The sequence below is a fragment of the Cryobacterium breve genome (assembly GCF_027594785.1).
Lineage (GTDB): Bacteria > Actinomycetota > Actinomycetes > Actinomycetales > Microbacteriaceae > Cryobacterium > Cryobacterium breve_A.
In genome coordinates this window covers 1,543,977-1,556,948 of the sequence record NZ_CP075584.1, presented here as the reverse complement: position 1 = coordinate 1,556,948, position 12,972 = coordinate 1,543,977, and the positions used below count along the sequence as shown (strand labels likewise).

9 protein-coding genes, 1 tRNA gene and 1 pseudogene are annotated in these 12,972 nt (G+C 61.7%); 4 read left to right on the top strand and 7 right to left on the bottom strand.

From position 1 onward, the window contains the following. The first annotated feature begins 30 nt into the window (after positions 1 to 30). The 4 genes from KIV56_RS07590 to KIV56_RS07575 all read left to right on the top strand — a co-directional run bounded on the left by KIV56_RS07590 (position 31) and on the right by KIV56_RS07575 (position 5,081). A tRNA-Arg gene (locus tag KIV56_RS07590) sits at positions 31 to 102 on the top strand. Positions 103 to 738: 636 nt separating this feature from the next. Continuing rightward, positions 739 to 1,191 (top strand): hypothetical protein, encoded by a 453-nt coding sequence (locus KIV56_RS07585; RefSeq protein WP_281535772.1) that lies wholly within the window; start codon positions 739 to 741, stop codon positions 1,189 to 1,191. 1,756 nt (positions 1,192 to 2,947) lie between these two features. After that, positions 2,948 to 3,352 (top strand): hypothetical protein, encoded by a 405-nt coding sequence (locus KIV56_RS07580; RefSeq protein ID WP_281535771.1) that lies wholly within the window; start codon positions 2,948 to 2,950, stop codon positions 3,350 to 3,352. A gap of 568 nt (positions 3,353 to 3,920) precedes the next feature. After that, entirely contained in the window at positions 3,921 to 5,081 is a 1,161-nt protein-coding gene (locus KIV56_RS07575) for a PucR family transcriptional regulator ligand-binding domain-containing protein (RefSeq protein WP_281535770.1), read from the top strand. Between the two features lie 239 nt (positions 5,082 to 5,320). Here KIV56_RS07575 and KIV56_RS07570 read toward each other — a convergent pair whose 3' ends face one another. The 7 genes and pseudogenes from KIV56_RS07570 to KIV56_RS07545 form a co-directional block, all read right to left on the bottom strand. Then, positions 5,321 to 6,142 carry a nitrilase-related carbon-nitrogen hydrolase gene (locus KIV56_RS07570; protein ID WP_281535769.1) on the bottom strand — a complete coding sequence of 274 codons (822 nt, stop codon included), beginning with the start codon at positions 6,140 to 6,142 and terminating at the stop codon, positions 5,321 to 5,323. Between the two features lie 125 nt (positions 6,143 to 6,267). Beyond that, the gene (locus KIV56_RS07565) at positions 6,268 to 6,759 is read right to left on the bottom strand and encodes a cytosine permease (RefSeq protein ID WP_281535768.1); all 492 of its coding nucleotides are present in this window, start codon (positions 6,757 to 6,759) and stop codon (positions 6,268 to 6,270) included. 77 nt (positions 6,760 to 6,836) lie between these two features. Next, positions 6,837 to 7,694 (bottom strand): annotated as a pseudogene (locus KIV56_RS07560) (purine-cytosine permease family protein); the annotation flags it as partial. A gap of 1,381 nt (positions 7,695 to 9,075) precedes the next feature. Next, on the bottom strand, positions 9,076 to 9,960 hold the full coding sequence (locus KIV56_RS07555) for a fructose bisphosphate aldolase (RefSeq protein ID WP_281535767.1): 885 nt from the start codon (positions 9,958 to 9,960) through the stop codon (positions 9,076 to 9,078). 299 nt (positions 9,961 to 10,259) lie between these two features. Next, on the bottom strand, positions 10,260 to 11,573 hold the full coding sequence (locus KIV56_RS20320) for a molybdopterin-dependent oxidoreductase (protein ID WP_432432619.1): 1,314 nt from the start codon (positions 11,571 to 11,573) through the stop codon (positions 10,260 to 10,262). Continuing rightward, positions 11,513 to 12,607 carry a molybdopterin-dependent oxidoreductase gene (locus KIV56_RS20315; protein ID WP_432432618.1) on the bottom strand — a complete coding sequence of 365 codons (1,095 nt, stop codon included), beginning with the start codon at positions 12,605 to 12,607 and terminating at the stop codon, positions 11,513 to 11,515. The genes KIV56_RS20320 and KIV56_RS20315 overlap by 61 nt, the downstream gene beginning before the upstream one ends. An 85-nt stretch (positions 12,608 to 12,692) precedes the next feature. Next, positions 12,693 to 12,833: a hypothetical protein gene (locus KIV56_RS07545; RefSeq protein WP_281535766.1), complete on the bottom strand. Its 141-nt coding sequence runs from the start codon at positions 12,831 to 12,833 to the stop codon at positions 12,693 to 12,695. Between the last annotated feature and the right edge of the window lie 139 nt (positions 12,834 to 12,972).

Genomic DNA, 12,972 nt, shown 5'->3' with positions numbered 1-12,972 from the left:
GGGCTCGCACCAGCTAAACTTTGACAGCCAGCCTCTGTAGCTCAACGGAAGAGCAGTTCCGTCCTAAGGAAACGGTTGGGGGTTCGAATCCCTCCAGGGGCACACTGAAATAGCCTTCGATGCCAGTAAAGAACTGGTGAAGTGCATTTCTTCGACATCACTAGTTGCCACGCCGTCAGACCATTGGATGACTGCCGGCTCTGCGATCTCGAAGGCGCAGCCGACGGCAGCCACCCCCGCCGCGTCGGAAAGGGAGTTTCCGATCACAGCGAAGCGCCTTCTTATACGGTTGAGAGTGTTGTGAAGCCGGCCCCGCAACTTCACTTCGTGGGCGGTGATTGCTTCTTCGCGGCCGCGAGCCTATGGGCTGCCTCGAGGTCTTCCTGCTTATTCTTCTCGTCGAAGTTATCCCAGGCTGCGAGGCGCTGGGATTGGGCGCATAGCCCGCGCAAGACAGGGTACGATCGGGCTGCTAGAGGGAACGGCGCAAGCGGGGCTTCTGCCAGCTGGCGCAGCCACAACCGATGGTGGGCTGTCGGGTCTTTGGGGGTAACGATGAATGGCTCAAGCAGGACCCGTTGGATCTGCATCAGTGGTGGATTTCTCGTTGTCGCTTTGCTTGTCCGACTAGCAATTGCCTTCGTCGGCGCGTCACAGCTAGACGGCGCTCAGGGTGGATCTTCCGGCCGGGCTGCGTTACTCATTGGGGTTGCGCTGTCAATATTGATGATCCTGGGTGTGTTCTGGGTCACCATGTGGCGCTGGCCTCGGTTGCTCAAGTCCGTCCGGGATCAGAACCCGGTGGTGCCGGCGTATGTGACAACCGTGTTGCCCGAAGTTTTCGATGCCGTCGCGACTTTCGGCTCGGGCCGTCGGCTCAGGGTGAACACGTCCAGCGTTGTCATGCTTGGTGAGTACGAATGCTCATGGTGGTCAGGGTTGAGCAGGGTGTCTCAAGTGGCCGCAATCAGCTCGCTCGAGAAGATCGAGTACAGGGTCGTACAGGCGCCTTATCTTTCTCGGACGCTTGAAGCACTTCAGGCAACGATTCACACTCCGTCGGGCCCCCATTCCTTCTCAATGTTCCTCAGGGACGACCAGAAGAGTGGACTATTACCTCGTCGCGCGACCGGGGCTGCATTGCAGGACATCGCGGCACGGCTTCGACAAGCGGAGGATTTCCAGTCGTGAGTTTAGGGCGAAGGCGCGTTCAACAGGTTCCCGTCGCTCGGGACGTCATGCAATCGATCGCATTCGCTGCGTTCGCTGTCTTCGGCGCATCTATGTCGCGCAGGGTCTTCCTGCAAGCCAACGGTGACTGGGCCGTGCTGGTCGGTGGAGGTGGACGTAGTCCCGCAGTTCCGATGGGAGTCATGTTCCTCATGGGAATTCTTATAACGCTGATGGGGGTTGTGACAGTGGTTTCATGCGTTGTGGGCGCCAGCAGAACGATCAGGGAACGTCGTATTGAGAAAGACCAGGCGCGAGGTGGGGGCGAATCCAGCTAGCGTCGCTTCGCCATCTGCCGGGCCCATGTTTCCTTCCGCGATCATCGTCTATGAGGTAGTCGGCTACCGCGCTCTGGACGACATTGCCGATCAATCCGTATGTGAACACCGCTGTGTACACCTGAATCAGATCGCCGATTATTATCGCTGATTAGACGGGAAATTTTAGCGAGTGGGGTAGCGTCTTCGGTTGTGTCCTAAGGAAACGGTTGGGGGTTCGAATCCCTCCAGGGGCACACTTTTTTGAGTCAAATTGCGCCTAATCGGCAATTATGGTTGGTTTGACGGTAGTTATCCGCAGTTTCTGCTGCTGCCAATGTGTACACCTTTGTGTATACCAACGAGGAATGCTTTGGGGTTCGGCAGGCTTGCAGCGCGGTGAGTCTGCATACTTGTGGGCCATCCCGGCGGCGGGCTGCAATGATCGAACCAAGGTTGGTTTGGTGGGCAAGGCGAAGCGGGGCTCCGCGCCGGGGCAATCGTGCGAATTCGTATTGATCTGGTCGGGTGCGGGCCCGTGGGAGCTCGGAATTGGCAGCCCGCCTTCAATCGCCTGACGTAGGTCGCCTCTAGACGTCGGGCAGTCGGCGCCACACAGAAGCGCCAGGCTTTCAGTTTCGGTCGATGCGCCTCGGTGAATTCAGCCGGTGAAGGCTAAGCATCCGTGCTCGGAAGGGAGCGTGTGCCTTGCGTCGAGGTTCGTTTTCGGAGGCTCTCCGGAATGCCAGATCGACCTAGCCGGCGAAAGGACCGCCCCCCGAACTCATCTGAAAGAGCGGGGCCGAATTGCCTCCGTAGTCGCCACGCGTGAACCAATCATTGTCGACGATGGCGGCTGGAGGAGCCTCTGCAGGCTCAACAAAACGTGAAGAACCCACTATTCGGAGGAGTGGGACTTCGCGTGCTAGCGTCGGGCCTGTGCTACCGCCAGAGGAACACCGACTATTGTCTCGTTGGCCGTTGTGGACGACCGTCCTCGGGCTTGTAGTTCTTTTCTCGGCCGGACTCGTCATTGCCCTTGATGGTGTGGTCAGTCTGCCCGGCCCGATTGTCGAGGTCGCGCTGCTCGTCGCATTGGCCGCCGCAGTGACGGTGGCCGGCGCCACTTGGGCAGAATCGAGGCGTCGCGGTATCGGGTTGGTGCGCAGTCTCGGTAGATCCCTACGGGCGCTTGGCCGCTTCGTTTTCGACTTCTTCTAGAAGCCGTTCGAATCTGCCGCAGACCGCGATCTCTTAGTACTCGTGAGTGTCACGTGCGGCGACCGTCCTGGCGGCTCAAGATTTCGTCTCGACACGGGTCCTGCGGACGGGCCGCGCCATGTTGTTCTGTTCGGATCTTGGCCGGAATCCACAAGCTATGGGAGGCGCAAGCAACAGGAGACACCTTTGAGCGCCGGAACTAGGACGCACGAGAGAGCCCGCCCGCGGATTCCGCGTCAGTGTCAGACGGCCTGCTTGCGGGGATGGCATCATTGGCGTCTGACACTACGTCCGCCAGGGAATCGCGTAAGTGTGGTTTTCATTGCTTCGATGCTGAAGGTCTTCGCCCTAACTCGAGCCACGCCGACAAGAACGTCGTCGAGGTTTCACCTGACCGCCATAATCCGAACATGACTGGTCAAGGCTTCTTCATGCTGTGGGGCCCGTTCGCCGTGCTCTTCGGTAGCTGCTTCATTGTCTTCCGAGAAAAGATTTCACGGGCAGCACGCGCACAAAGACTCCGTCAGGGCATTCGGCTTCGCGACTGGGAACAGTCACCCAGGCTCATCCTGGTCGCAGGAGCATTTGCAATCATCGTTGGTCTCGTCGCCACGGTCGGCTCCTGGAGCGGGCTGATTCCCTAACGTCGGCGCAGCGCCGTTCGTCTCGAAGGCGGTCCCCATGGCAGTGATCGCGCATCTCTCCGTTGTCTTCATTATCGCAGCGAGAACCAAGGAGTATTCGTAGCCGGCTTGGATCTTCAGGTCTACAGCTGCACAGGACGCGCGCATTGCCGATCAATCCGTATGTGTACGCCACTGTGTACACCTCGATCAGATCGCTGTTTGTTACAGCTGGTCAACCCGATAATTTTTCCGAGTGAGGTGGCGTTTTCGACTGTGTCCTAAGGAAACGGTTGGGGTTCGAATCCATCCAGGGGCACATTATTCCGGTCCGAAACGGGCCTAATCGGCGTTTTCAGTCAGTTCAACAAACGATATCCGCCGCTTCTCACTGCTTCCTTGTGTGTACTCATGTGCGTACCAAATAGGGAATGGTTTGGCCGAGTCGGCAAGCCCATGCCGCGGTGAGACTCCGGACTTCTGGACACTTCGGGCTTCAATGATCAAAGGGCAAGATGAGCGGGCCGCTTGACGTGATTCAAGCCCCGGGCGGGCAGCTTTGTTGCATTCTGGGTTAGCCTTGGCATTCATGCCTCCCACTGTGCGCCAGCTTCTGCAACGCCAGAGTCTCGGGGTCACCATCCTGACCGCGGCGGGTAGTATCGACGAGCCAATTCAGTGGATCTCGAGCACGGATCTCCTCGATCCCACGCCCTTCCTGTCCGACGACCAGATGCTGCTGACGACGGGCACCCAGTTCATGGTGGGCGCTTCGTCCGGCATTTTCGTCGACTACGTGCGGAGGTTGACTGCGAACGGGGTCAGGGCGCTTGGCTTCGGCACCGAAGTCGTCCGGTCGGGCACTCCGCCGTATCTGGTCGCTGCCTGCGCTGGGGCCGGACTTCCGCTCGTGGAGGTGCCGTACCGAACCCCGTTCATCGCGATCATCCGGTGGGCGGCGGACATGCTCGTGCGGGAGGCTAGCGCACGCGATGACTGGGCGCTCAAGGCGCAACAGTCCTTGTCACTTGCGGCACTGGGTTCCGGAGGAGTGCACAACGTACTCGCTGAGCTGGCCCGCCAACTCGAATGCAGGGTGGTGATGTTCGACTCCGGCGGGAACGTCACCTCCGTGCACCCGTTGGGCAGCCTCGGCAGCCACCAGGGCGCCGAGCTAGCTGCGGAAGTGGCGCGTCTGTTGAACTCTGGGCGTCGGTCGAGCGTGGCCGTTCGACTTGGCGAACGGCACGCCGTCATCCAGACCCTGGGCTCGCGGAACGCTATCCGCGGGGCACTCGCCGTGGCCGACGTCGACGTACTCGACGCCGCGGCACAGTCGGTGGTCACCGCCGCTCTGGCTCTCGTGGCGGTGTCCCTGGAGCAGCACGACGCCGCAGACCGGAGCGTGCGCATCATTCGAGAGCAAATGTTGCACCTTATCGTCTCCGGCCACGCGGACGCGGCCGACCAGGTGATGGCCGCAGTCTCCGAGCCCCTGCCCGCAGAGCCCGTCCTCGTGGTGACATGCGATGTCGGGTCCTCCGCTAGCTCCGCTCTCGAGGCGTCGTTCGAGCGTAAGGTCCAAGATGGGGAGGGAAGGGTCTTCTTCGCCCGCGCAGGCGACCAGTTCGTGTTCATCGTGTCGGTAGCCGACCAGTCACGCGTCAGCGAGCTCGTCGATTCCGTCGGGTTGCGTGCGGGCGTTTCCACGCCCGCTGTCTACGCAGAATTCCGATCTGGGCTGGACTAAGCCAGGCGCGCCCTCGCACACGCCCTCCGATCCGGCACCAGGGACCTGCCTCCAGGGCGCTTGGGATTCACCGCCACGGCTTGCGCGCCCGGGTCCAGCGTCTGGCGGCCATCCTGGAATTGGATCTCGATGCCTTCTCCGGACGGGCGGAGGCTCTGGGCATTGCTCGAGGCGTACCACCGTCGTTGACCGACGCCGCTCACCGTCGCTCATCATCACCGAACCGACGGGACCGTGGCCTACAGCGGTGCGACGACCTCGCCATACAGCTCCGGCCTCCGGTCGCCGAACGCGTCGCTGAACGGGGTTATGGTCTTGTCCCTGGAGAGGAGCAGATCCAGGTCGGCCATCGCGATCCCTGTCGAGTCGGCGGTGGCGACGACCCAGCCGCGATCGTCGATGATGCAGCTGGCCTCGTTCCAGTCCTGGCCGCGTTCGGTGCCGCTGCGATCGCAGCAGACAACGCCGACATGGTTGATGTACGCGGCCGCCATGGCGACCGTGACTTCCGGGACGCGCTCGCCCTCTGGCACGGTTTCCCGTGGCCAATTGGTGGGCACGATGATTAGCTCGGCCCCGCGAAGAGCCAGGCTCCGGGTCATCTCGGGGAATTCCAGGTCGTAGCAAATGAGGACTCCGAGTCGCCCGAGTGGGGTGTCTACGACAGGTGGGACGGCCGAGCCGGGCGTGAAGATGAGCTTCTCCCGATCCCACAGGTGAGTCTTGCGATAGCTTGCCAGGACGCCTGCGCCGTCGACGACCGCGAGGCTGTTGTAGACGAGACCGTCGGCGCCAAGTTCGACGAAGCCGCCGACGACGACGCCATCTATGTCGGCCACTGCGAGTGCCCACTGAGCGAAGAGGGGATCATCCGTCGTGACGGCGACGGAGCGGGCCTCCTCCGGCGTGGAGAACATGTAGCCGGTGGTGACCAGCTCTGGCAGCACGACGAGCCGGGCGCCGGCCGCCACCGATTCACGCACCGCGGCAACGGACCGTTCGATGTTGCCGGTCAGGTCGGGGATGATCGGGGCCAGCTGTCGGCACGCGATGCGGATCATGTTTGCTCCTTGGCTGGTTGCCGACGTGCGTTGTGTCGCCTGTCGGCGCTGCGGTGATCATAGGCAAGAAGTCCGGGCCGGTGACCAGGGCGGTCACGGGCCCGGACCGCTTACCCGATCAGGCCTTAGTCGACGAGGGCGCCCGGGAGGTCTTCCTGCTCCTGGGAGGCGAGCTCGAGGGCGTCGGCCTGCTCCTCGGCTAGGAGCTGTTCGGCCGCGACGTCCAGGTTCCTTGTGAAGAGCCAGTAGAGAAGCGCACCGATCGGCAGCCCTACGAAGAGCGCGACGTCTACGCCGCCCATCGACTGCGAAGCGAATCCGACATAGAAGCCCGAGATGTCGAAGAACGGGGTCATGCACGCAAACGCGACGAGGTAGGCAGTGATGCCCGCCCAGCCCCAACGACCGTAGATACCGTTGGGCTTGAAGATCTCCGTGATCGCATAGTGGCCCTTGCGCACGATGAAGTAGTCGGTGAGGTTGATCGCCGTCCACGGGATGAAGAAATACAAGACGAGCAGGAGGAAGTCAGCGAAGAAGACCGCGAAGTTGCTCGATGCGTAGAGAGACAGGACGCCGGAGATGCTTGCGGTGATCGCGACGGTGACGATCCGCACGGTGACGGTCGGTCGTACCTTGCGGATGCTGTCGATCGAGGAGATGAGGGTGAGAGACCCCCGTACATGTTCAGCACGATGACCGCGATCAGGCCGAAAGCGATCACGAGCAGCGCGATCGTACCGAAGCCGGGGAAGAGGCTGTCGGCCACACCCTGGATCGCGGTGATCGGATCGCCGGCATCGAAGTCGGCGACGGCTGCGGCGAGGTACGCACCGAGGAAGATCAGCCAGGCACCGCCGATAGCGCTGCCCCAGAAGGTCCAGCGGAAGGTGCTGCGGTTGGGCGTTTCGGCGGGCAGGTAGCGCGAGTAGTCGGAGACGTAGATGGCCCAGGAGATCTGGTACCCGGCGACGACGCCCAGCTGAGAGAAGAACGCGACTGGATTAAAATCGCCGAGATTAAAGGCCCCGTCGGGCAGGTGCAGGTTGACGAGCGCCGAAAACGTCAGCAGCGCGAGCACGACCACCGTGACGTAGGTGAGGTAGCGCTCCATCTTGTGGATGAGGTCATAGCCGAAGAGGGCGACGGCAGCGCCGACGAGGGTGACTGCCCAGAACCAGAACGGAGAAACCACCGGGTCGGAATGCAACGCCCCGCTGATCGCGTTGCCTGCGAGGACCGTGTTGAAGACGTTGAAACCTGCGTACTGGAGGAAGGCGAAGAGCCACACGAGGAGGGCGCCCACGTAGCCGAACTGCGGCCGCGACTGGATCATTTGCGGCAGACCGAGCTTCGGGCCCTGCGATGAATGGGCCGCCATGAACACGGTGCCGATGACCAGCCCGATGGTGATCGCGATGAGCGACCAGACCAAGTTTCCGCCGGCCGCGAAACTCACGACGCCGATCGCGAGGGTCGCGATCTGAGCGTTGCACATGAACCAGAGCGGCCCGATGTGCCAGACCTTGCCGTGACGCTCGTTTTTGGGCACGTAGTCGATGGAACGGACTTCCAGACCACGGGTCTTGGTTGGGCTTTCTTCGGTCACAAATCTCTCCTTTGAAATTTCGGGACGCTTGGTGCCGTCAGGTGAGAAAATTACAGGCTACCTTGGTCAATCGGTGATGCCTCAACGGCAGAGGTGATGCCTTAATGGCAGATTGGGGATTCCTTGTGCCAGTTCGGCAGCCGTTTGACCGCCTCGCGGGATCATTTTCGTCGTGTTTTCATCGGGTTCCGTTCACGGTCGCAGGATTGGGGTTCGTGAACATCGAAGCCGATCAGTGACATGTACGTCCCCGACGCCCACCGGTTTCTGTCTTCGATGCGATGAACCTCATTTCCTTTGGCTCCCAACTCGGCCTCAGCAATTGAGCGACAGCAAATTGGCCCTGATCGAGTTCGCAACCAAAGAGCCAGAATGTGTCGACCCGCGAGCAGCCGCACGCATGGACTTTAGTCGTTGGCCAAGCCGCAGTTGAATCGCGGCGTCGACAAGCGGCGCGACCAGCCACGATCTGTCGTCACCAAGCAGAAACGTCGGGGTAGCCAAGATCCGGCCCGGCCGCGCTCAGGCTTCCCGTGCGGTCGTCGCCTGCGACGCTGGGGCCACATGCACAAGGTACCCCTCCCTGTGCCGGCGAGGAAGCAGGGCGTGCTCGGGCATCGCCTCGAGGTAGGAGTCTTCTTCCCCGGTGACGATGAGACCGCAGGAGCCTGTTGGCTGATTCGCTCAGGCAGTGCAGCCACTTCTCGTTGATGCTTGGTGCATGGCCACCACTGAAACGGAAGTAGAGCGGGATCGCGGGGCTCAGCCACGTCGAGCCGTGGCCGCCGGGTTCCCCGCAATTGGGCCAGGAGAGCACGAAACTTTCACCCCGGCGAAGCTTCTGCACGATCACAATCTGCAGGTGCGCAAGAATCCGATCGTCGAAATCGATGATGATTCCCGTGTACATCAGGTATCCCATGGTGAGCCGCTCTTACTGGGTCTGAGGTACCGCGCATCCGTGTCGCCTCGAAGCATATTGCACAGTTATACGCGTGAAGATTACTCACTACAAGCAATTCAGTGAGCATCTAAGGAACCTACGGATCAAGGTGCTCCCGGATCCGGGATGCGCGCGGGGCACCGCGAGACGCGACCATCTGACCACCCAGCCACACGGCGCAACCGGACCCAGGAACACCACCGGAAGCAAGGCAGGCAGTACGTCCACGCCCACCACAAGAAAGCTCAGATCACCTCCGAGCGGCCACGCTCACCCAAGCCGACCGGTGGATAAGGGCTCCGTGGCCGTCTGATGCTCCTCGAGGCGCTGTGAGCGCGTTCGGTTCCAACTCGTCGATGATCACTCCTGTTTTGATGTGGCTTAGGTCGTGGACGCCGCGTAGATCCGCTCGATGGAGGTGGCCAGCATGGTGTTGAAGTCTGCGTCCGATTGCTGAACAGTAAGGCCCTCGAGCAGAGCCCGGCTGAAGCTTGCGCTCAAACCGTGGTTCTCGGCCAGCAATCGGCAGGCCTCACTCTGGCTGTAGCCACCGGAAAGCGCCAACACCCGCAATATCAGCGGATGCTCGATCAGGTCGGCGTAGAAGTCGGGTACCGTCGGGATCGACAGCTTGACGATCACGGGCTGGTCGGTGGGCAGCCCGTCGAGGGCTGCCAGAACGTCGGCTTTGAGGAGGTTTTCGGCCTCGGCCTTGTCGAGGGCATGTATGTCGACTTCGGGTTCCAAGATCGGCACCAGGCCATGGGAAAGAATCTGCGCGGCGACGGCAAACTGTTGGTCGACGATCGCCTGGATGCCGGCGGGGCTCGCTGCCTTGATCACGGAACGCATCTTCGTGCCGAACATCGTGCGTTCAACGGCACGTATGAGGAGGGGTTCCAGCTTAGTGAGGGGCCTCATCAACTGGACGCCGTCCTCCTCTGCTGCCAGGCCCTGGTCGACCTTGACGATCGGCACGATACCTCGGGTAGTGAGGTAATCACCCGTCAACTGGCCCTCAATGGTGCGGTCCATGGTCTGATCGAAGAGGATCGCCGCGAGGATTCGGTCGGGCGTGAAGCTTTCAGCCGTCATTACACGGGCACGCATCTGATGCATCAGGTCGAACATCTGCTCATCGGTGCCGTACGAGGCCGGATCGATGCCGTAGAGCTTCAGGGCGCCACCCGTGCTACCGCCGCTTTGGTCGAGGGCTGCGACGAAGCCGACTCCGGTGCTCATCCTTGCTGCTTGTTCGGTATTCAAAGTCCCTCCCAAGGTCGTGGACTCTATTTCAGTCTAGTGAGCAGTGATCGTCACCTGGGCGTCGGCGCAGGGGCTGGCCGGTAGTCGACTCAGACTCCCAGGGCAGTGCGAGGGTGTCGAGTACGCCCGAGTTGGATCTCACGATCTTCCCCGATTGGGGAACGTTAGGCGGTCCGCCGTCACGCTCACAGTTCGCTGAAGTGCCGGTGGCGTCTTGGGAGTTGATGCAGCGTTTTCGGTTACGTGGACGGTCGACATCCGCCGTTTCTCTTCAAGTCCCTTTCAAGAACCCCCTGACGTTATGCCAGAGCGGCGGCCCCGGCCGTTGCACCAGCCGTTTCAGTCCCGGCGGACCGGGGCAGCCGCAGACGAACGATGACGGCCTTCGAGACTGGCGTGTTGCTGCCATCCGCGACGTGATCGAGCGGCACGAGGACGTTTGCCTCCGGATAGTAGGCAGCGGCGCAACCGCGCGGTGTGGGGTAGGAGACCACGCGGTAATCGCGTAGTACCCGCTCCTTACCGTCCTTGTTCACCCCATAGACGTCCACCAGTTGACCGTCGGCCATACCTAGTTCGGTGATGTCCTCGGCGTTGACCATGATGACGTGACGGCCTTTCTTGATTCCCCGGTATCGATCGTTGAAACCGTAGATGGTCGTATTGAACTGGTCATGCGAGCGCAGGGTCTGCAGGATCAGTGTCCCGGTAGGGCGTTCCACCGCCTCGAGGTCGTTCGCCGTCAGCACTGCCTTGCCGGTCGGCGTGTGGAAGGTGCGTGAGTCCCGCGGGCCGTTCTCCAGAATGAAGCCGCCGTCCTGCCGGATCCGCTCGTTGTAGTTCTCACACCCTGCCACCACCCGGGAAATATGGTCGCGGATCAAGTCGTAGTTCTTTTCAAAGCCGTCCCAGTCGGCGTTGATCTTGTTCCCGAGAGTCGCCTTGGCCAGCCGCGAGATAATCGACACTTCGGACAGCAGCGTGTGGGCTACCGGTTCGACCCGGCCCCAGGATGCGTGCACTGCGCACACAGTGTCCTCGACGGAGACAAACTGCCTCCCGGTCTCCTGGATGTCGATCTCAGTTCGACCCATGGTGGGCAGGATGAGAGCTTCCTTCCCGGTGGAGATGTGGGACCGGTTGAGCTTGATGGAGATCTGGACAGTGAAGTCGGTCTGTTCCATCGCCGCTTCCGCTGCGTCTGTGTCGGAGATCGCCGCCACGAGGTTTCCCCCGAGGGCCAGGAAGAACTTGGTCTTTCCTTCCTGCATCCGGCGGATCGTTTCGACGGCGTCGGCACCATGCTCCCGCGGAGGTTCAAAGTCGAACTCCTTTCCCAGGGCGTTCATGAATGCCGGCGGCATCTGCTCCCAGATGCCCATGGTGCGGTCACCTTGCACGTTGCTGTGGCCGCGGATGGGGGAGGCGCCGGCTCCGGGCTTGCCGATGTTGCCCCGCAGTAGCAGGAGGTTGATGATCTCCTTGATGGTGTCGACCCCCTTCTTCTGCTGCGTGACGCCCATGGCCCACGTGATGATGACCTTGTCCGCTTTCAGGTACCGCTCGGCGAGCTCGTCGATCTCCTCGATCCGCAAACCGGTCGCTTCGAGCACCTCCTGCTCGTCGAGCCTGAGCCAGGTGCTCCTTCAGGCTCCTCAAGGCCTTCGCAGTGCTCCGCCAGGAACTTGTGGTCAAGAACAGTGCCGGGGTTCCTGGCCTCGGCGTCGAGCACGCGTTTGGAAACCGCCTGCAGCAACGCCATGTCCCCGCCCAGCCGGATCTGCAGAAACTGGTCGGCCAGCTCGGTGCCCTTTCCTGCCACGCCGCGAACCTTTTGCGGGTTCTTGTACCGCTTGAGCCCCGCCTCGGGCAGTGGGTTGACAGCGACCAAGGAGCCGCCGTTGCGCTTGCACGCCTCCAGCTCGTTGAGCATACGAGGATGATTCGTGCCGGGGTTCTGCCCCATCAAGATGATCAGGTCCGCCGCCGCGAAATCGTCGAAGGTGACCGTTGCCTTGCCGACGCCGATAGTCTGGCCCATGGCCCGGCCCGAGGACTCGTGGCACATATTCGAACAGTCCGGCAGGTTATTGGTGCCATAGCCGCGCACGAACAACTGGTACAGGAACGCCGCCTCATTGGATGTACGGCCGCTGGTGTAGAAGGTCGCTTGATCCGGAGAGCCCAAGGCGTTGAGCCTCGTGGCGACCAGTTCGATGGCCTCTTCCCAGGTGATGGGGTGGTAGTAATCCTCGTCGGAGGGCTTGTAGACGGGCTCGGTGAGCCGGCCCTGCATGCCCAGCCAGTACTCGCTGCGTGTCCGCAGGTCGCTCACGGAATGCTCAGCCCAGAAGTCAGAGCCGATGACGATGGGAGTCGCCTCCCAGGTGACGGCCTTGGCGCCCTCCTCGCAAAATTCAAACGCTTTGCGGTGGTGCGGGTCAGGCCAGGCGCAACTGGGGCAGTCGAAGCCGTCTTTCTGGTTCATGGCGAGCACCGTCTCGCGGGTCCGGTTGACACCCATGTGCTCGATCGCCGGCACCATGGAATGCGTTACGCCCGGGATTCCCGCGGCCCAGTCCTTGGGCTTGCTGACCTCGAGTTCGCTCTCATCGGCTTCCTCGACCTTCGGATTCTTGCTCGCCATGGCCATGCCCCTCAGATCCAGTATCGCCGCGGGCACCCCAGATGGGGGCCGCACCCTTGGACCAACAGTAAACGCCTCACGAGGGTTACCGGAAGAAAAACGCGGTCTCGGGCCGGGCAGCCTTGCCGTGGAAGTCGTAAAGCACGTCGGCGGTCGGTGCCATGCGCGACCTCGCCGGTGGCCTTGTCTTTTGAATGCTGATGGCCATGATGGGAATGCTGACCACGATTGCATCGATGGTCGGCTCGACCTCCCCCTGGGTCGGCTGCGGAGAGGAGCTGTTCGCGGCCTCAACCGGAGACCGACGCCCCCTGGTCACCACTCGCACGAGAGGCCAACCCGTTGATATCGACACCCGCAGAACC

Bases quoted from the DNA above. Each gene is read 5' to 3' on its own strand.
- KIV56_RS07575 (WP_281535770.1), top strand. From the start codon at position 3,921: ATGCCTCCCACTGTGCGCCAGCTTCTGCAACGCCAGAGTCTCGGGGTC.
- KIV56_RS07570 (WP_281535769.1), bottom strand. From the start codon at position 6,142: ATGATCCGCATCGCGTGCCGACAGCTGGCCCCGATCATCCCCGACCTG.
- KIV56_RS20315 (WP_432432618.1), bottom strand. From the start codon at position 12,607: ATGGCGAGCAAGAATCCGAAGGTCGAGGAAGCCGATGAGAGCGAACTC.